Here is a 19,679-nt window from a genome sequence, read left to right as displayed (position 1 = left end):
TTATTCCTTTTCAAGGGCTTGTTCTACAATTTCAATCCAGTGACGCACAGAGGTACGACCGGCGCTCGCCAGATGCGTCTGGCAACCAATATTGGCGGTGACGATCATTTCCGGTTTGCCGCTTTCCAGCGCATTCATTTTGTTATCCCGCAGCTGGCACGCCAGATCGGGATGCGTTAATGCATACGTTCCCGCCGACCCGCAGCACAGATGGCTGTCGGGAACGTCGGTTAAGGTAAACCCAAGACGAAGTAACACTTTTTCTACTTCGCCGTTCAGCTTTTGCGCATGTTGTAGGGTACACGGGCAGTGGAAAGCCAGTTTTTTATCGCCGCGAATTGCCAGTTTTTCCAGCGGTTCCTCGCGCAGAAGTTCGACTAAATCGACCGCCAGTTCACTGACCTGACGCGCTTTATCGGCATACAACGCATCGTTTTTCAGCATCTGCCCATACTCTTTGACGAACGCGCCGCAACCACTGGCTGTTTGCAATATTGCCTCGGCACCTGCTTCAATCGCGGGCCACCAGGCATCAATATTATTTCGCGCCCGCGCCAGCCCTTTCTCTTGCGCATTAAGATGATAGTCCACCGCGCCACAACAGCCTGCTTCGTTAGCTGGCATGACGCTGATCCCCAGACGATCCAGCACTCGCGCAGTTGCCGCGTTGGTATTGGGCGAAAGCGTAGGTTGGGCGCAGCCTTCCAGCATTAAAACCCGGCGCTTATGGCGCAGCGGCGGACGCGGTTTGGCTTTCATGGTTCCAGCGGGCAATTTTGCTCTGACTTGCTCTGGTAACAACGGTCGCAGCACCAGCCCTACCTGCGTCAGCGCACGGAAGACCGCCGGACGCGGCACTACCTGGCGCAATCCTTCGCGCAGCATTCGTTCTGGCAGTGGGCGTTTCACTTTCTGCTCGACAATATCACGCCCGATATCCAGCAAATTGTGATAGCGCACACCAGAAGGACAGGTGGTTTCACAATTACGGCAAGTGAGGCAGCGATCGAGATGCTCCTGCGTTTTAAGCGTGACTTCGTTGCCCTCCAGCACCTGTTTAATCAGATAGATGCGCCCGCGCGGCCCGTCCAGTTCATCGCCTAAAAGCTGATAAGTTGGGCAGGTTGCGGTACAAAATCCGCAGTGAACACAGGCGCGCAGGATGCTGTCGGCTTCCAGCGCGCGCGCGTTCTGCCGCATCTCTTCTGTTAATCGGGTTTGCATAGCCTGCTCCTCAAAGTTCCGCGTACATGCGACCGGGGTTAAACACGCCGCAAGGGTCGAGCTGCTGTTTAAGCTGCTGGTGATAGCGGAATAAAGGTGCCGGTAGCGGGGCAAAGCCACCATCTCCGGCACTAAAGCGGGTCGCATGACCGCCAGCGTTGCGGGCGATGCGATGGATTTGATTGTCATCGGCTGTCGATTTCAGCCAACGCAACGCACCGCCCCAGTCGATCAGTTGCTCGCCGGGTAAATCCATCATCGGCGCATCGGTGGGTAAGGAAATACGCCATAAAGTGCCCGGTAATGAGAAGAACGGCAGTTGTTGTTCACGCAATTGCTGCCAGAACTGACCCGCAACCTCTTCACCACCCAGCAGTTCACGCGCTGCTTTTACCGATCCTTCACCGCCTTCAAAGCGAATCCACAACGCATTGTCGAAGTAACATAAGCCACTAATGGGTAATGGCTGGAGTTGCCACTGGGCGATTTCACTCATGGCTTCTTGCAGGCTTATTTCCCGACGCAAACTCAGTGTGGCGCGCGGTCGCGGCAACACTTTCATCGAGATTTCAGTGAGCACGCCAAGACAGCCGTAGCTTCCGGCCATTAACCGCGAGAGATCGTATCCGGCAACGTTTTTCATCACTTCGCCACCAAAGCGCAGATGTTTTCCAGTGCCGGTAATAATGCGCGTACCGAGGACAAAATCGCGTACCGAACCACTCCACGGGCGACGCGGCCCTGCCAGCCCGCAGGCGACCATACCGCCCCAGGTGGCTTCGTCACCATAATGCGGTGGCTCGCAGGGGAGCATTTGCCCCGCGCTCTCCAGCGCCGCTTCAATCGCCACCAGCGGCGTTCCGGCACGCGCGGTAATCACCAGCTCGGTCGGGTCGTAATTAACAATGCCGCGATGGCAACGCACATCCAGCGTTTGCCCGATGACAGGACGACCTAAAAAGGCTTTGCTATTGCTTCCCTGAATCACCAGCGGCGTTTTATCGCTAATTGCCTGATTCACCTGCTCCAGCAGCGCCTGGCTGTAATCACACTCGCGTAGCATCAGAAACGCTCCAGTTCAGGGAAAGGTAAATGACCGTGATGCACGTGCATGGCACCAAATTCAGCGCAGCGGTGCAGTGTGGGGATGTTTTTCCCAGGGTTCAGCAAACCATCAGGATCAAACGCCGCCTTGACTGCATGAAAGGTAGTAATTTCATCACTGTTGAACTGGGCGCACATCTGATTGATTTTTTCGCGCCCGATGCCATGTTCCCCACTGATACTGCCGCCTACTTCAACACAGAGTTCAAGGATCTTCCCACCCAATTCTTCCGCACGGGCGAATTCACCGGGTTCGTTGGCATCGAAAAGGATTAACGGGTGCATATTGCCGTCTCCGGCATGAAAGACGTTGGCAACGCGTAAATCATATTGCTGCGATAAACGGGCAATGCCTTCCAGTACGCCAGGCAACGCGCGGCGCGGGATGGTGCCGTCCATGCAGTAGTAATCCGGGGAGATACGTCCTACCGCCGGAAAAGCATTTTTGCGGCCGGCCCAGAAACGCACGCGCTCCGCTTCATCCTGCGCCAGACGGACGTCAGTCGCGCCCGCTTTCAGTAAGATGTCGTTAACTCGCTCGCAGTCTTCCTGTACATCAGACTCCACGCCGTCCAGCTCGCATAACAAAATCGCTTCGGCGTCGACGGGATAACCGGCATGAATAAAATCTTCCGCCGCGCGGATCGACAGGTTATCCATCATCTCCAGCCCGCCAGGGATAATGCCATTAGCGATGATGTCGCCAACCGCAAGTCCGGCTTTTTCTACCGAGTCAAAGCTGGCTAACAGAACTCGTGCCACAGGGGGCTTCGGCAGCAGTTTTACCGTCACTTCGGTGGTCACGCCGAGCATGCCTTCCGATCCGGTGAACAGCGCCAGTAGGTCAAAACCGGGTGAATCCAGCGCGTCCGATCCCAGCGTTAGTGTCTCGCCATCCAGCGTTTGCACTTCAATTTTCAGCAGATTATGTACGGTCAGACCATATTTCAGACAGTGGACGCCCCCGGCGTTTTCCGCCACGTTGCCGCCAATGGAACAGGCGATTTGTGAGGAAGGATCCGGCGCGTAATAGAGATTATGCGACGCAACAGCCTGGGAGATCGCCAGGTTACGCACGCCCGGCTGCACACGCGCACGGCGACCAACGGGGTTAATGTCGAGGATTTCTTTAAAGCGCGCCATCACCAACAACACACCTTTTTCCAGCGGCAGCGCACCGCCAGAAAGTCCGGTGCCTGCGCCACGGGTCACTACCGGTACATGCAAACGGTGGCAGACAGCGAGAATCGCCGTCACCTGTTCCATCTGCTTAGGCAGAACAACCAGTAATGGACGCGTACGATACGCGCTCAACCCGTCACACTCGTAAGGAATAATCTCCTCATCGGTATGCAGGATCTCAAGTCCAGGGACATGCTCACGCAGTGCCATCAGTACCGATGTACGGTCGACATCGGGTAAAGCGCCATCAAGACGCTCTTCGTACAAGATGCTCATGAGTAGGGTTCGCTTTGTTGTGTTGTGTGGCAGCTGATTTTTGCGCGCTGCTTCTGTGAACAGTTATTAAGCGGGCTTTTCGTTTTCGTCTATCTCTTTAGCTACCGGTCAGACCATTTTTTTTCCAGCTCTGTGACCTTGCCTTGGTTAACTTAATGTTAAATTGATGTAACATAATCACTTACGTGATGTGCGTGTTTTGCGAATCAAGAACAGAAAAATTGGTCCTACCTGTGCACGAGGTCCGGGAATGAAAGATGAACGTCGCCCTATTTGCGAAGTGGTTGCAGAGAGTATCGAACGGTTAATTATCGACGGCGTGCTGAAGGTCGGTCAGCCGCTTCCTTCGGAGCGTCGACTGTGTGAAAAGCTCGGCTTCTCGCGTTCCGCACTACGTGAAGGGCTGACCGTGCTGCGCGGACGCGGGATTATTGAAACAGCGCAGGGGCGCGATTCTCGTGTAGCACGCCTTAATCGCGTGCAGGACACCAGCCCGCTGATCCATCTGTTCAGTACACAGCCGCGAACGCTATACGATCTACTCGACGTTCGCGCATTGCTGGAAGGCGAATCGGCAAGATTGGCAGCTACGCTGGGAACCCAGGCGGATTTTGTTTTGATAACCCGCTGTTATGAAAAAATGCTCGCCGCCAGTGAAAACAACAAAGAAATTTCGCTGATCGAACACGCGCAGCTGGATCATGCTTTCCATCTTGCCATTTGTCAGGCTTCCCATAATCAGGTGCTAGTTTTTACGCTGCAATCATTGACCGATCTGATGTTTAATTCAGTGTTTGCCAGCGTAAATAATCTCTACCATCGACCACAGCAAAAAAAGCAGATCGATCGCCAACATGCGCGGATCTACAACGCGGTGTTGCAGCGACTTCCGCACGTCGCCCAGCGCGCCGCACGTGATCATGTGCGGACCGTGAAAAAGAATCTCCACGATATCGAACTGGAAGGCCACCATTTGATTCGCTCGGCGGTGCCACTGGAGATGAACAAGGGGGGAATGTGAGCCGAGTTTTCCCCCTCACCCTAACCCTCTCCCTGAGGGGCGAGGGGACCGCCCCTGCGCTTAATAGGATCTGATGTTAAATCTGTTCATCTATACACTCTCCCGAATGACCGTCCGTGCGCTTAATGGGATCTGGTATTAAATCTGCTTTTCATACAATCGGTAACGCTTGTACGGCTCCGCTCCAATGCGTTCCAGCATGTTATTCATGCCTGTATTGGTTTCGAGGATCCATGACATTTCCAGCGCATCGATCTTCCGGCGAGCAAACGGATCGCGTAAGGCTTCAATCAATAACAGCGCAATCACCGGGCCGATGCGGCTGAACTGATACTCGTCACGCACGCCCATCAGCGGCACTCGCGCAGTTCGCACACCGCTGACTTTTAAGCGCCACAGCAATTTTGCCCAGCCGAAGGGAAAGAGCGCTCCGTTCAGATCGGCAATCGCCTCGTTGATGTTCGGCAAGCCGACTATAAACGCGCAGGGAGCAGAATCAATCTCGGCGACGTAGATCATATCGTCCGGTACCAGATACTTTAGTTGATCGCCCATGGTAGCGAATTCATGTTCGGTAAACGGCACAAATCCCCAGTTGTGCTGCCAGCCAGAGTTGAAAATCTCACGCAGGATCTGCATCTCTTCAGCAAACCGCTGACGATTGATGCAACGAATGGTCACCTTTTTGCGTACCTGATCCATCAGTTTTTTTAGCGCCGGAGAGAAAGTGAGATCGGTTCGTTGCATCCACCACGCCAGTAAATCAATACCTTTGTGATAACCCAATTGTTCAATATGCGCGGCATACCACGGTTTACCGTGCGGCATCATCGCACAGGGCGGAGTGTCGAAACCTTCAATCAGTAATCCGCTTTCCTGATTGATATTCAGGCTGAAAGGCCCGCTGATCATACTGGCACCTTGTAACTTCAACCATGCTTCCGCTGCGCCAAACAAAGCGGCAAAAACCTGCGGATCATCAATGGCGTCAATCATGCCAAAATGACCGGTATCGTCACCGTAACGCTCGCGGTGCAAGGTATCGATTTGCGCGGTAATCCGCCCGACTATCTGCCCCGCTTTTTTTGCTACCCACGCCTGCCAGATAATATGGTCCGTCCCCGGATTCTTCGCCGACAAATGCTCGCTGCGTTCAATGAACAAAGGGGGTATCCAGTTTGGATCATCGGGATAAAGTGATGACGGAAAAGCAATAAATGCCTTAAGGTCATTTTTATTAATTACTTTTTCAATTTTAATCATCAGCAGATCGCATTCCATATCTCTGTGGATAACAAATAATTAACGGTGACAAACAGATTGCAACAGCAACGAACGGCATCTTAATAATCAACCCAATGAATACAAACAAAGAATAAATAGTATTTATTAATAATTAAGATAAGGTCAGAGACTACACAGAAGCGCCTCAATGCCTTTTGTCGATTTAAGGCAACCAAACAAGGCTTCTTCTTAATATATTCATAAATTAAATATCATTCACAATAAAAACAACAAAGCCAAACCTATTATTTAAATCAATGTTCAATATCGCACCGATGAAAATACTATCTCATTTATCTTTTATGCCTATATAATCCACCGCATTATTGTCATTTTATTTCTGATATCCAATTTTTTTCGTGGTGTATATGTCTAATAACATCTTTACGCATTCCCTACCTATGCGCTATGCCGATTTTCCAACGCTGGTTGATGCTTTGGACTACGCCGCTCTGAGTAGCGCCGGAATGAATTTTTATGACAGACGTTGCCAACTTGAAGATCAACTGGAATATCAGACGTTAAAAGCGCGTGCCGAAGCTGGTGCGAAGCGGTTGTTATCACTGAATCTGAAAAAAGGCGATCGCGTGGCGCTGATTGCCGAAACGAGTAGCGGGTTTGTAGAGGCTTTTTTTGCCTGCCAATATGCCGGCTTAGTCGCCGTCCCGTTGGCAATTCCAATGGGCGTCGGTCAGCGGGATTCCTGGAGCGCCAAACTGCAGGGTTTACTGGCAAGTTGCCAGCCCGCAGCCATTATCACTGGTGATGAGTGGTTGCTACTGGTCAATGCTGCTACGCATAACAACCCCGAATTACATGTTTTAAGCCACGCCTGGTTTAAGGCATTACCGGAAGCCGATGTTGTACTCCAGCGTCCAGTTCCGAACGATATCGCCTACCTCCAGTACACCTCCGGCAGCACCCGTTTTCCCCGTGGCGTCATTATCACCCATCGCGAAGTGATGGCTAATCTACGTGCTATAAGCCACGATGGCATTAAATTACGCCCTGGCGACCGCTGCGTCTCCTGGCTGCCTTTCTACCATGATATGGGACTGGTCGGCTTTCTCCTGACCCCCGTCGCCACGCAGCTCTCAGTAGATTATTTGCGCACTCAGGATTTTGCCATGCGTCCTCTGCAATGGCTTAAATTGATCAGTAAAAATCGCGGCACCGTTTCCGTTGCGCCGCCGTTTGGCTATGAATTGTGCCAGCGCCGCGTGAATGAAAAAGATCTCGCTGAACTGGATCTTTCCTGCTGGCGCGTTGCTGGTATTGGTGCTGAGCCGATCTCCGCAGAACAACTCCATCAATTCGCTGAATGTTTCCGTCAGGTTAACTTTGACGATAAAACTTTCATGCCGTGCTACGGACTGGCAGAAAATGCGCTGGCTGTCAGCTTCTCTGATGAAACCTCCGGGGTTGTGGTTAACGAAGTGGATCGCGACATCCTTGAATATCAGGGCAAAGCCGTCGCGCCGGGTGCTGAAACACGCGCCGTATCGACTTTCGTCAACTGCGGTAAAGCGTTGCCGGAACATGGCATTGAAATCCGCAATGAAGCAGGTATGCCGGTCGCGGAACGTGTGGTAGGCCATATTTGCATCTCCGGCCCCAGCCTGATGAGCGGTTACTTTGGCGACCAGGTTTCGCAAGACGAGATTGCCGCGACGGGCTGGTTAGATACCGGCGACCTCGGTTATCTGCTGGACGGTTATCTGTATGTCACCGGGCGCATTAAAGATCTGATTATTATTCGTGGCCGTAATATCTGGCCGCAGGATATTGAATATATTGCGGAACAGGAACCGGAAATTCATTCTGGCGATGCGATTGCTTTTGTTACCGCCCAGGAAAAAATCATTTTGCAGATCCAGTGTAGGATCAGCGACGAAGAACGTCGTGGGCAGGTTATCCACGCACTGGCAGCACGGATCCAAAGCGAATTTGGCGTAACAGCGGCTATCGATCTGTTGCCGCCCCACAGTATTCCCCGAACGTCCTCCGGCAAGCCTGCCCGTGCGGAAGCGAAAAAACGTTATGCTGCAAGCCTTCATGTGCAGGAATCCATGGCATGAATCAAACTGTCGCGGTGACGGGCGCTACCGGGTTTATCGGTAAATATATTATCGATAACCTGCTCGCCCGCGGCTTTCACGTTCGCGCATTGACGCGTACTGCCCGCGCTCACGTCAATGATAATCTCATCTGGGTGCGCGGTTCGCTGGAAGATACACATTCGCTTAGGGAACTGGTTGCCGGAGCCAGCGCGGTGGTCCATTGCGCCGGGCAAGTGCGCGGACACAAAGAAGAGATTTTTACCCGATGTAACGTTGACGGCAGCCTGCGCCTGATGCAAGCGGCAAAAGAGAGCGGCTTTTGCCAACGTTTTCTGTTTATCTCTTCGCTGGCGGCGCGCCATCCCGAACTCTCCTGGTACGCAAATTCCAAACACGTCGCCGAACAACGACTGACCGCAATGGCTGACGAAATTACGCTGGGCATTTTTCGCCCGACAGCCGTGTATGGTCCCGGCGATAAAGAGTTAAAACCGCTGTTTGACTGGATGCTGCGCGGCCTGCTGCCACGACTTGGTGCGCCAGATACACAGCTCTCTTTCCTGCACGTCACCGATTTCGCGCAAGCCGTGGGGCAGTGGTTAAGCGCCGAAACTGCACAGACGCAAACCTATGAATTATGCGATGGCGTCGCCGGCGGCTATGACTGGCAACGCGTACAGCAACTTGCCGCCGACGCCCGTTGCGGTTCCGTTCGAATGGTTGGTATTCCTCTGTCGGTACTCACCTGCCTTGCGGATATCAGTACCGCGTTGAGTCGCCTGGCAGGTAAAGAACCTATGCTGACCCGCTCGAAAATCCGTGAATTAACCCACGCCGACTGGTCAGCAAATAATAACCGTATTTCTGAAGATATTAATTGGTTTCCCGGGATTAGCCTGGAACACGCATTACGCAACGGGCTATTTTGATTGTCTTGTTTAAAGGTGTGTTAACGTTTCTATGGTAAATCGTGAAATAGTAATGGATTACATCCTTTCCTGTTTACAGGATTTGGTCGAAAACGGTGTGGAAATTAAGCCCGACAGCGATCTCGTCAACGATCTTGGCCTGGAGTCGATCAAAGTGATGGATCTCTTAATGATGCTGGAAGACAGATTCGATATTTCCATTCCTATTAATATTCTGCTGGATGTCAAAACCCCTGCGCAATTAATGGAAACTCTACTTCCATGGCTGGAGAATAAATAATGGGGCTATACGATAAATATGCGCGCCTTGCTGGCGAGCGACTGCAATTTAGTGACAACGGGTTAACGCCGTTTGGTACCTGTATTGATGAAGTGTATTCCGCCACCGAAGGCCGGATCGGCGATAAAAACGTGATCCTGGCCGGGACCAATAATTATCTCGGTTTAACCTTCAATCATGATGCCATCGCCGAAGGTCAGGCAGCGTTAGCGGCCCAAGGCACCGGCACTACCGGTTCTCGTATGGCAAACGGCAGTTATGCGCCGCATCTGGCGTTAGAGAAAGAGATTGCCGAGTTTTTCAAGCGCCCTTCCGCTATCGTTTTTTCAACCGGTTATACCGCGAATTTAGGCGTCATCAGCGCGCTTGCCGACCATAACGCCGTAGTGTTACTGGATGCCGACAGCCACGCCAGTATTTATGACGCCTGTTCTCTCGGTGGAGCGGAAATTATTCGTTTCCGCCATAACGATGCTAAAGATCTGGAACGGCGCATGGTTCGCCTCGGTGAACGGGCAAAAGAGGCGATTATCATCGTTGAAGGCATCTACAGTATGCTCGGTGACGTTGCGCCGCTGGCGGAAATTGTTGATATCAAACGTCGTCTCGGTGGTTATTTGATTGTCGATGAAGCGCATTCGTTTGGCGTGTTAGGCGCAACGGGGCGCGGACTGGCTGAAGCCGTTGGCGTTGAAGATGATGTGGATATTATCGTTGGTACTTTCAGTAAAAGTCTGGCCTCGATTGGCGGTTTTGCTGTCGGTTCGGAAGCGATGGAAGTGCTGCGCTACGGCAGCCGCCCGTATATTTTTACCGCCTCTCCTTCTCCGTCCTGCATTGCGACCGTGCGCTCGTCGTTAAGAACCATTGCCTCACAACCAGAGTTGCGGCAAAAGCTGATGGATAACGCCAGCCATCTGTATGACGGTCTGCAAAAACTGGGTTACGAGTTAAGTTCACATATTAGCCCGGTAGTGCCAGTAATAATCGGTTCGAAAGAGGAAGGTTTACGCATCTGGCGCGAGCTTATTTCGCTGGGCGTTTATGTGAATCTTATCCTGCCACCTGCCGCGCCTGCAGGCATCACGCTGCTGCGCTGTAGCGTAAACGCTGCCCACACTCGTGAGCAAATCGATGCCATCATTCAGGCATTTGCTACTCTGAAGCAGTAATGTGAGCCCGCTGTGGTGCTGCGCCACGGCGGGTTTAATGTTGACTGTCATACCAATACACCAGGCTCAACGCCACCAGCATAAACGCTATCGGTAAACCGAGCGCGGTAACAGGTGCGCTCAACGCAAATAGCAATCCCAGATTGACCATGATTTGATAGCTGATCCAGGTGAGTAAGCCCACGATGACGCCTACAGCGAGACGGCTACCCATCCCAGGCGAACGCGGGGCACTAAAGGTAAACGGCACAGCCAGCAAAATCATCGCCAGGGTCAAGATGGGTTGTCCCAGTTTTTCCCACAGTGCAAGGCGGTATTCGCTGCTGGGTTGCCCGGTTTCCTGCAAATAATGGATGTAATGATTAAGTTGACGGACAGAAAAAGTATTTCCCGGCATCGATAACTCTTCAATATTCATACTGGTGAAGGCCGATTGCCAGGCAAGATTATCAGATGTTTCCAGCGTTTCTTTGCCATTCAGCCATTTTTTATGATTCACACCATGCAGGATCCACGTTTTGTCGTCTTCAATGGTGGCACTGCGTGCATAAATGTAGGATTCGAGCGAGAGATCGTCGCGGTAATGAAATATCTCCACGCCCACCGGCTGGCCCTGCTCGTTCAGCGATTTCACCGTCACAAATTCATTACCACGCCTGGCCCACAGCATATTGCCGGTAATGTCATCGTCCTCCCCCAACGCAGTGGCAGTCGATTTGATTTGCAGCGCCTGTTGCTGCAATGGCGACGCCACCCACTCATCTATCGTGCCTAATGAAACAGTCCACAATATCCCGGCAACCAGCGCCACCAGTGCAATACGGAAGATAGAAAACCCCGTGCTGCGAATGGCGGTAAGCTCACTGTTTTTCGATAACTGCCCCAGGCCGACAATCCCTCCCAATAAGGCGATAAACGGCGAAAGTTCGACCAGTGTGCGCGGTAAGGTCATCAGCACCACCAGCACCGCCTGAGTCCAGCGATAACCACCCGGGCTGACATCATCCAGTTCGTTAATCAGGTTGAAGGTGGTAAAGAGCGGCAGCAATAGCCCTGCGGCGGCGGCAAAACCGAGAAAGAGATGACGGATTAAATAGCGACTGAAAACATTCATCGGGAAAATTTCTGCAGCAAAGAGAAGTCGCGTGCGACCAGCATCAGCAGGCCCATTAGCATGAGTCCGGGTACTAACCACAAACCAGGAATGAGGGGAATCGCGCCGTTAGCCACCAGCATACGGCAGACGTCGCCGCCATAAAAAATGGCGACAAACAGCAACGTCAGTGGCAATAACGTTGAAAATCGCCCTTGCCGCGGTTTTACCCGACTTAATGAAATGGCCAGCAGCGCCATCAACAATGCTGTCAGGCCACGGCTTTGTCGCCATTGCAGTTCGGCATGATCGGCAGGAAAGGCGGAGCGCGCCAGCTCCGTGACCGATTTTGCTTTGCGTTTGACGTTAGGGCTTTGATCCAGCGGATTCAGATGCAATTGCAGATTACGGTAGATCTGTTCGTTGTCGTCACGCCCCTGATGATCGAGAAGATAGGCGGTCCCGTTATGCAACATAACGGTCGGTTTCTCGGGTGATGGGTCAACTACATCAACCGAACGGGCGCGGAAAATACGGGTTCGATTGGCAGTAGAAGTATAAATCAGCACGTCAGTCAGGCGATTATTATCCTGATCAACCGTCTGCGAAAGGATCATTCGTCCGTTATCGTTAGTGTTAAATTTCTTTGCCCGCAACTGGCGAACATCCAGCTCCGACTGCGACTGTTGCTCCAGTTGATAAATCTGCGCATAAGCCCACGGACGACCATACATCGACAGAAGGGTGACAAAAATACTTAGCGGTATCGCCAGATAAAGAACGGCTTTGTACAAGCGTCCCGGACTCCCCCCCGCCGCAGAAATAGCGGTAATTTCCGAGTCGGTATACATCTGCCCTAGCGTCACGCCAACTGACACATACAGTCCAACAGGTAACAACATCTCCAGTGCAATCAGCACCTTGTAGAAAACAATATCCAGCACAACATCAAGAGCTAATGTCCCATTTGCCGCTTCGGTCAGATAACGCTGTGCGGAGTAGCTGGCAAAAATAAAGATCAGAAAACCGACGATAATCAGCACCAGACGGCGCGTACCACGCATGATGTAGTGTTCAACCAGCTTCATCTCACTAACGCCCTCAATCCTTTGAGTTTTTTATTCATTGATCAGCTTCTGCGCCAGCGCAATGACATGATCTACCTCTTCCGGCGTCAGGCTGCCGTCCTTTGCCCACTGAATTTGCCCGGCTTTATTCAGCACCAGAATGGTTGAACTCTGCTCCGGCAACCGCCAGACAACGCGTCCCTGTCCATTGCCGTCAATAACGAATTGCGCCCACGGATAGCGGCGTTTATTTTTTTCGATTTTGCCAACGACAAAATAGCCAGTACCAAAGATGGCATCATCGGTGTTCACAATGGTGGTGGGCTGAAAACGATCCTGCGGAAAGTTTGCCGCTTCAACCGCTTTAATTAACAGTGAGTTCTTTTTCTTCGCCGACTTACGCCCGGCGATATACTGAATAATGCGGACTTTTCCCGCCAGCTGTGTGCTGTTCCACTTTTGGTAGTGAATTTCGTCGTCGCTATTCAGAAGCAGCTCGCCGCCTTCCTGGATATAAACAGGGGTAACCGTTTTACCAGTGACGAAATTGTGCGCCTGCACACCCGGGGCTAAGAGCATGATAATCAGCGCAATAATCAAACGAGATGACATCATTGCTCCGGTTATAGCGGAAAACGCGAAATCAGCAGCTCTAAGCGCTGACGAATATCGCTATCCAGCGCCATCGGTGCATCATACGACTGGCGGTTTTCCATATCATCCGCCACCATGTCGTCGTGTTTATCCCCCATCAGGCCATTAATGGCGGCGAGGAAGCGGGAAATCTGTAACGCTTCTTTATTTTCAGGATCAAGCGATCTTAGGGTGTCGTAATAAGAAACCTGCTGGCTGATGATTTTTCGCACATCATGAAATTCCCTGCCGGTTAGTCGCGGTTTGGCAATTATCTCTTTCAGGGTATGCATTTGCTTTTGCCGATAGGCAATAAAACCGCTTACGCTTTCTAACTGGCTATGGCGTAATGAATAGTTCACCAACGACCAGACCGGAGAGCTTAAATAAATCCGTAACAGGTTGCCGTAATACGACACAATATTTTTTTTACCGTTACGGAAACCATCCTGAAAATGGCCCAGACATACCGTCGTTTTGCCGAATAAAAATCCTGCCTGGTGTTTTTTCAGATACAGTCGCTGAGCGAAACGCAGATGCTTATAGCGCGCCCGCATATATTTAAACTGTTTACGATCGTCAGCCGTAAGCCCCTCGCCTTTGGCTTGTTTGTGGATTAAACGCAGTAATTCCTGACGATCAACGCCATTCAGCCAGAATTGCAGGCATAACGCGTAATTATCATGAATGATTTCGGTGGTACAACCTGTTGCGATAGTCGGCGGTAAACTGACCTGCGCATCAACGACATTATCTTCTTCAACTGCAATAAATAGACGCTCGCTCGCCTCAAGCGGGAAATATTTTCTCATCATCAGGATTTCTCTCCGGCTGCGTTATAAAGCAAGGAATGGCGCTGAAAAAATGCCTTTAAGGTTGGAATTAGCGAGAGCACCACATCCAGACATTGCCCAGCGAAGTAAGCAAATGCAGCCCCCAGCACGCCAAACAGATGACAGAACATGAACAGCAATACGATGTAGCCGATTGAGGCGATGGTTTGCGCCACGAGAAAAGCGCGTTGTTTTCCCGCCATCAATAGCAATGACTCCTGAGGGAAGCCCAGCATCGAGATCACAATTGCGCCCAGCATCACCTGAATCAGGTCATACGCTTCGAGATACTTAACGCCAAACACCAGCGAAATGAGCGGCTTGCCGACAATCAACACCGCGAGCGCCACCAGAATACCGATTCCGCCCGCCAGTAAACCGGACTTCACGCCTAACAACCACGGTCTGGTAGTGCGCGGATCTAAACGCATCACCTCTGGGTAAAAACTTTTACCCAGTAAACCCGCTGGCGTTCCGGCGGCGTCGAAGAATGTCATGGCGATTTTAAATAACCCGGCGGCAGCGGGTCCTAACACGATCCCCACCAACACTGTGCTGCACGAGTTACGTGCCGACCAGATGGAGTGGGCAATGTTGGTTGACCAGACAAAACTCCACGCGCCTTTAATGTGTCGGGCAGACTCAAACAAATTCAATTTGAAGGCGTTATGGATATTTCTGCGGCGTAATTCGCGCGCGGCAAACCACCAGTACATGGTGCCGCCAACCAGATTCGATGCGTACCAGGCAATAACAAAACCCGCAAAACCAAAATCAAAATACCAGGCTACGACGCTCCCCGCTGCGCGCAGAAAAGGTTTCGTCGCCTGCTGTACAGCAATCAAATCGAAGCGATCTACCGCACGCAGAATGCCGGTCGGTGTGGAGGAAGCCATTGAAGGAATGAGCGTGCAATACAGCGCTGCCAGCCAAAAGCTTTGGTCATCCAGACCTAATGAATGGGAAAGAAAAGGGAGTAAGGCAATGCCGCCGACAATCGCCACCGCGCCGCTGACGATATCCAACGAGAAGGAAAATGAGACGACATTGCGAAATTGCTGCGGATTATTATTGGTCAAGGCTGGCGTTCCGTACTGAACCACCAGCTGCCATGTCTGAAACTTAATAAAATCGCTGATCGACTTGGCGTACGATTGCACAATCACCAGTACGCCAAACATGGCGGGCGTCATCCCTTTACCGGCACACGAGAGCGCCAACAGACCCAGCAAAGCGCTCACGACATTACTGGAGCCTAACCAGGCGCTATTGCGAATAATGGTGCGAAACGCGCCATCTGCAAACCAATGTTTGATGTTAAACCCCGCCAATTCAGCCTGACCTTATCGTTGATAGTAAAAAGTATCCCGCCAACCTTAAGTTAAACTTCGGCGGTCAGAAACGATTGCAACCAGAGAAACCGCCTTCTGTGCCTGTTCCAGCACTTCGCTGTAGGGCGCTCTGGAATCAATCTCAAGAATTTTTGTGCCGTTATAGCCAATCGTCGACATGACACCGATTTTGTCCTGCAGCTCGGCATAGTCATGGTCAGGCTTGCGGGAGATGGCAGTATCAATATCAATCCCCAAACGAATAATTAATTCAGGACGGTATTGCGCCATTTTTTGGTATAAACGCCGTTCGCGCTGTGCCAGAAACATGCTGATTTTCCCGGTCGCACGCTCGACGCCAATCCCCGGTCCGTCATAATAAAAGCCCGAAATTTCAGCCTGCGGGAAGCGATCGCTGACCACCAGAACGCCACTTTGCGCCAGTCGCTGAACCTTGCGTAGATTCGCCATTCTTCGCAGCGAGAAGCAGTACATAATCACCGCCGCCCATAGCGCCGGAGATTTGGTTTTCATGCTTTGGGTTTTCGAGGATTTGGCCGCCAGTCGCCGTTCCAGCCAGACGCCAACGAGCGGCAACCGTTTGATTTTGTCGCCGTCTTCGCCGGAGAGCAGCCCCAGATAGCGGCGCTCGGTTTGCCAGTGTTGTTGCAGCGATTTCACCAGGTCAGTGGTCAGTGTGGATTTACCGGTGCCATCACACCCGACCACCGCAATCAGCCCCGGAATGTAGTTTGGCTGCGGCGCGGTTGTACTATTAACAGTTTGTGTTTGTAGTGCATCCATTCGTTAAATCATCCCCTATCCATTTGGTGATCAGGAAAGCGCGGCGTGAATTGCGCGTAGTGACGCTTGCAGAATTTCATCGGCTGGTTGCCGACCATCCAGTTCAAGGATCTTTGCGCCATTGAATGTCAGTTGCGGCGTAACAGCGATTTTTTCCTGTAACGCCGCCAGTTGGTGGTCAGGTTTACGCGCAAACGCGGTTTGTTCATCAATGCCAAGACGAATCAACAATACGGGCAAATAAGACGCCATCCATTGGTAAAGTTTGAGCTCGCGCTGTCTTAACATTTTTATCCAGCCGTTACCGCCCGTGTTTTTTGCCAGTTGCGGGCCATCAAAGCGAAAACCCGGCACTTCAACCTGCGGGTAGCGGTCGGTGATGAGCAGATAGCCTTGCTGGCTTTTACACAACATTTTGCGAAACTTATACGCCCGCCAGCAGGAAAGCAGATAAATAACCAGCGCAGTAGTATTGCCAGGCGGTGTGGAGGGCTTTTCGTGCACATGTGCCGCTTTACTTCGCAGATAACGCCCAAAAGGTGCGCCAATAACAGGGAGCTGTGAAATCCATTCGCCAATTCGCCCGGACGATTGCCCGAGATAAATGTGTTCTGTTGGCATTGTTGCTGCCAGTTCATTTACCAGGCTTGCCGTGAGGGTCGATTTACCTGAACCATCACATCCTACAATGGCAATAACACGCACTGGCGTGGAATTAATTATTGACATATTACGTTGATTCACGAAAAACCCGGCAGCAAATAATGTATTGAATATTACGTGGTCCGTGCTCAGAATATCCGCTCAACCTTATTGTGACAATGGTTAATTGTGACATTGACCTGAATTACGCTTTCATAAAAACATATTAACCAAATAAATATTTTGGATGGATATTTAAATTTAAGGATATATTCATGCAGTCAATAATTCCTCCATTAATTGCCGTTATTGGTAGCGATGGTTCAGGCAAGTCCACGGTGTGTGAACATCTTATTACCGTTGTCGAAAAATATGGTGCCGCCGAAAGAGTTCATTTAGGAAAGCAGGCCGGAAATGTCGGGCGTGCGGTGACAAAATTACCTTTTTTAGGCAAGTCCCTACGCAAAACTATTGAAAAAAATGAAGTAAAAACGGCAAAAAAATTGCCTGGCCCAGTTCCGGCGTTGGTGATTACTGCATTTGTCGCCCGTCGCGTACTGCGCTTTCGTCATATGCTCGCCTGTCGTCGTCGCGGGTTAATTGTTTTGACCGACCGTTATCCACAGGACCAAATTCCTGGCGCTTACGATGGTACGGTGTTCCCGCCTGACGTTGAAGGCGGTCGTTTTGTCTCATGGCTGGCAAGCCAGGAACGTAAAGCGTTTCACTGGATGGCGAGCCATAAGCCTGATCTGGTCATCAAACTCAATGTTGACCTTGAAGTTGCCTGCGCGCGTAAACCCGACCATAAACGGGAATCGCTGGCGAGAAAGATTGCCATAACGCCACAGTTAACCTTTGGTGGTGCACAACTGGTTGATATCGACGCCAATCAGCCACTGGAAAAGGTGCTGGTTGATGCAGAAAAAGCGATTACGGATTTTATGACCGCGTGTGGTTATCACTAGTCAAAAATGGAAATGCCCGATCGCCAGGACCGGGCATATTCAGGAAGGTTAAATCCACTGCAATGCTATCCAGTACAACCCACCAGACAGAAAAATCGCCGCCGGTAAAGTAAACACCCACGCCATCAGGATGCTGGTTACCGTTTTACGCTGTAACCCACCGCCGTCCACCACCATCGTCCCTGCTACCGCAGACGAGAGGACGTGCGTTGTGGAGACGGGCATCCCAATATAACTGGCAAGGCCGATAGACACTGCCGCCGTCATTTGTGCCGCCATGCCTTGCGCATACGTCATGCCACGCTTACCAATCTTCTCACCGATGGTCATCGCTACACGACGCCAGCCAATCATGGTGCCAATGCCGAGCGCCAGTGCTACCGCCATGATGATCCACACCGGAGCGTACTCAATGGTGCTTAACATATCGCTGCGCAGTTTTTTCAGCAGGTTCTGATCTTCTTTACTGACGCCTGGCAGTTTCGCCAGCTTCGCAGAGGTATCAGAGATGCACAGCATAATGCGGCGCAGCTGGCTGCGCTGACTCACGCTTAACGGCTCGTAGCTTTCCATATTACCTGGCAACATCGTTTTAACGCGCGCAATCGCATCAAAGGTATTTGCCGGATGACAATGAAACTCCGTTACTTGCGTGCCATCAGTCGATGCCGCAGGCAATGGAGGTTCCATCGCAATCAACTTCTGCGGCAGTTCAGGATGCTGTTGCAGATAGTGTTCAAAGTTGGTGACGGCATCGCGGGTACGGGTAATTTCATAGCCGGACGCATTCATATTGACGACGAAACCAGCAGGAGCAATCCCCACCAGTACCAGCATCACCAGGCCGATCCCTTTCTGCCCGTCGTTCGCGCCGTGCGAAAACGCCACGCCCGCAGCGGAAACAATCAGCGCAATACGCGTCCAGAATGGTGGCTTACGTTTGCCTTTTTTCTTTTTGCGATCTTCCGGAATGCGGTGAATACGGTCACGCTTTTTCGTCCCGCTCCAGTAGCGGCGCAGCAGGAATATCAGGCCTCCCGCAATGACCAGGCCGACGATAGGGGAAACAATCAGCGAGGAGAAAATTTTGGTCACTTCACGCAGGTTTAACGCATCCATCACCGATGAGCCGGTTAAAAGCGCGTTGGTTAAACCGATGCCGATAATCGCACCAATCAAGGTATGCGAACTGGAGGCCGGTAAACCAAAGAACCACGTTCCCAGGTTCCAGATAATCGCCGCCAGCAGCATGGAAAAGACCATCGCCAGGCCGTGAGTTGACCCCATATTCAGCAACAAATCGGTTGGCAACATATGGACAATGGCATAGGCAACGCTAAGTCCGCCTAGCAATACGCCAAAAAAGTTAAAAAATGCCGCCATCACCACGGCAAGCTGTGGCTGCATGGCACGAGTATAAATAACGGTTGCCACCGCATTCGCCGTGTCATGAAAACCATTGATTGCTTCGTAGAACAACACAAATGCCAGAGCAAGTAATAACAAAAGCCCTGTGTATATATCAAGGCCAACAAATAAATTTAGCATATATTAGATTACGCCATTTTGAATTTACGAACGGACGCATTATCAGTGACTTTCACGGCGTGGGCAAAGTTAAATATCATCTTTTAACGATAAAAAGTGAGTTATTTCTTGGAGATCAAATAATAAGCATTCATTCAAAATTTTTAGACATAATTAAAACATAGGCATTTCCCATATAAATACATTTATATATAAAATGAATTAATGACAAAATATATAAATAATGAA

The 19,679-nt window shown here is 51.2% G+C and carries 18 protein-coding genes; 6 read left to right on the top strand and 12 right to left on the bottom strand.

What is annotated here, in order from left to right:
• Genes glcF through glcD form a run of 3 tightly spaced genes read right to left on the bottom strand, consistent with a single transcriptional unit; the run spans position 1 to position 3,786 of the window.
• On the bottom strand, positions 1 to 1,224 hold the full coding sequence (glcF, locus tag ATB02_RS07500) for a glycolate oxidase subunit GlcF (RefSeq protein WP_105271329.1): 1,224 nt from the start codon (positions 1,222 to 1,224) through the stop codon (positions 1 to 3).
• Positions 1,225 to 1,234: 10 nt separating this feature from the next.
• Positions 1,235 to 2,287 (bottom strand): glycolate oxidase subunit GlcE, encoded by a 1,053-nt coding sequence (gene glcE, locus ATB02_RS07495; protein WP_105271328.1) that lies wholly within the window; start codon positions 2,285 to 2,287, stop codon positions 1,235 to 1,237.
• Positions 2,287 to 3,786, bottom strand: a complete 1,500-nt coding sequence (gene glcD, locus ATB02_RS07490; RefSeq protein ID WP_000026098.1) for a glycolate oxidase subunit GlcD — start codon at positions 3,784 to 3,786, stop codon at positions 2,287 to 2,289. Before glcD ends, glcE begins: the two co-directional genes overlap by 1 nt.
• Before the next feature lie 250 nt (positions 3,787 to 4,036).
• Here glcD and glcC point away from each other — a divergent pair, with 250 nt between their 5' ends.
• Entirely contained in the window at positions 4,037 to 4,807 is a 771-nt protein-coding gene (gene glcC / locus ATB02_RS07485; RefSeq protein ID WP_001352943.1) for a transcriptional regulator GlcC, read from the top strand.
• Positions 4,808 to 4,945: 138 nt separating this feature from the next.
• Here the strand turns inward: glcC and yghO are convergent, their stop codons facing one another.
• Positions 4,946 to 6,088: a protein YghO gene (yghO, locus tag ATB02_RS07480; RefSeq protein WP_105271349.1), complete on the bottom strand. Its 1,143-nt coding sequence runs from the start codon at positions 6,086 to 6,088 to the stop codon at positions 4,946 to 4,948.
• Between the two features lie 371 nt (positions 6,089 to 6,459).
• Between yghO and ATB02_RS07475 the strand changes: the two genes are divergently transcribed.
• Genes ATB02_RS07475 through spt form a run of 4 tightly spaced genes read left to right on the top strand, consistent with a single transcriptional unit; the run spans position 6,460 to position 10,532 of the window.
• The gene (locus tag ATB02_RS07475; RefSeq protein ID WP_105271327.1) at positions 6,460 to 8,169 is read left to right on the top strand and encodes a fatty acyl-AMP ligase; all 1,710 of its coding nucleotides are present in this window, start codon (positions 6,460 to 6,462) and stop codon (positions 8,167 to 8,169) included.
• Positions 8,166 to 9,080, top strand: a complete 915-nt coding sequence (locus ATB02_RS07470; protein WP_105271326.1) for an NAD-dependent epimerase/dehydratase family protein — start codon at positions 8,166 to 8,168, stop codon at positions 9,078 to 9,080. The genes ATB02_RS07475 and ATB02_RS07470 overlap by 4 nt, the downstream gene beginning before the upstream one ends.
• A 31-nt stretch (positions 9,081 to 9,111) precedes the next feature.
• Positions 9,112 to 9,360, top strand: a complete 249-nt coding sequence (locus ATB02_RS07465; RefSeq protein WP_000248097.1) for an acyl carrier protein — start codon at positions 9,112 to 9,114, stop codon at positions 9,358 to 9,360.
• Positions 9,360 to 10,532, top strand: a complete 1,173-nt coding sequence (gene spt / locus ATB02_RS07460) for a serine palmitoyltransferase (RefSeq protein ID WP_105271325.1) — start codon at positions 9,360 to 9,362, stop codon at positions 10,530 to 10,532. Before ATB02_RS07465 ends, spt begins: the two co-directional genes overlap by 1 nt.
• Before the next feature lie 34 nt (positions 10,533 to 10,566).
• Here spt and lptG read toward each other — a convergent pair whose 3' ends face one another.
• The 7 genes from lptG to ATB02_RS07425 are packed head-to-tail and all read right to left on the bottom strand — an operon-like array spanning position 10,567 to position 17,037.
• The gene (gene lptG / locus ATB02_RS07455) at positions 10,567 to 11,646 is read right to left on the bottom strand and encodes an LPS export ABC transporter permease LptG (RefSeq protein ID WP_105271324.1); all 1,080 of its coding nucleotides are present in this window, start codon (positions 11,644 to 11,646) and stop codon (positions 10,567 to 10,569) included.
• On the bottom strand, positions 11,643 to 12,713 hold the full coding sequence (gene lptF, locus ATB02_RS07450; protein WP_105271323.1) for an LPS export ABC transporter permease LptF: 1,071 nt from the start codon (positions 12,711 to 12,713) through the stop codon (positions 11,643 to 11,645). Before lptF ends, lptG begins: the two co-directional genes overlap by 4 nt.
• Positions 12,714 to 12,743: 30 nt before the next feature.
• On the bottom strand, positions 12,744 to 13,304 hold the full coding sequence (locus ATB02_RS07445; protein WP_001354968.1) for a YtfJ family protein: 561 nt from the start codon (positions 13,302 to 13,304) through the stop codon (positions 12,744 to 12,746).
• A gap of 11 nt (positions 13,305 to 13,315) precedes the next feature.
• A complete protein-coding gene (locus ATB02_RS07440; protein WP_105271322.1) occupies positions 13,316 to 14,140 on the bottom strand; it encodes a hypothetical protein in 825 nt (274 codons plus the stop codon).
• A complete protein-coding gene (locus tag ATB02_RS07435) occupies positions 14,140 to 15,489 on the bottom strand; it encodes a lipopolysaccharide biosynthesis protein (protein WP_000896869.1) in 1,350 nt (449 codons plus the stop codon). The genes ATB02_RS07440 and ATB02_RS07435 overlap by 1 nt, the downstream gene beginning before the upstream one ends.
• Before the next feature lie 45 nt (positions 15,490 to 15,534).
• Positions 15,535 to 16,293, bottom strand: coding sequence for a hypothetical protein (locus ATB02_RS07430; RefSeq protein WP_000339526.1), 759 nt, complete (start codon positions 16,291 to 16,293; stop codon positions 15,535 to 15,537).
• A 30-nt stretch (positions 16,294 to 16,323) separates the two neighbouring features.
• The gene (locus ATB02_RS07425) at positions 16,324 to 17,037 is read right to left on the bottom strand and encodes a dTMP kinase (protein WP_105271321.1); all 714 of its coding nucleotides are present in this window, start codon (positions 17,035 to 17,037) and stop codon (positions 16,324 to 16,326) included.
• 173 nt (positions 17,038 to 17,210) lie between these two features.
• Here ATB02_RS07425 and ATB02_RS07420 point away from each other — a divergent pair, with 173 nt between their 5' ends.
• Positions 17,211 to 17,903, top strand: a complete 693-nt coding sequence (locus tag ATB02_RS07420; RefSeq protein ID WP_105271320.1) for a dTMP kinase — start codon at positions 17,211 to 17,213, stop codon at positions 17,901 to 17,903.
• 48 nt (positions 17,904 to 17,951) lie between these two features.
• Here the strand turns inward: ATB02_RS07420 and pitB are convergent, their stop codons facing one another.
• Positions 17,952 to 19,451 (bottom strand): inorganic phosphate transporter PitB, encoded by a 1,500-nt coding sequence (gene pitB / locus ATB02_RS07415; protein ID WP_088541747.1) that lies wholly within the window; start codon positions 19,449 to 19,451, stop codon positions 17,952 to 17,954.
• Positions 19,452 to 19,679: the final 228 nt, after the last annotated feature.

This window comes from Escherichia sp. MOD1-EC5189 (assembly GCF_002966045.1).
Taxonomy (GTDB): domain Bacteria; phylum Pseudomonadota; class Gammaproteobacteria; order Enterobacterales; family Enterobacteriaceae; genus Escherichia; species Escherichia coli_F.
The sequence above is the reverse complement of the archived record's forward strand: the minus strand, read 5'-3'. Positions and strand labels throughout refer to the sequence as shown.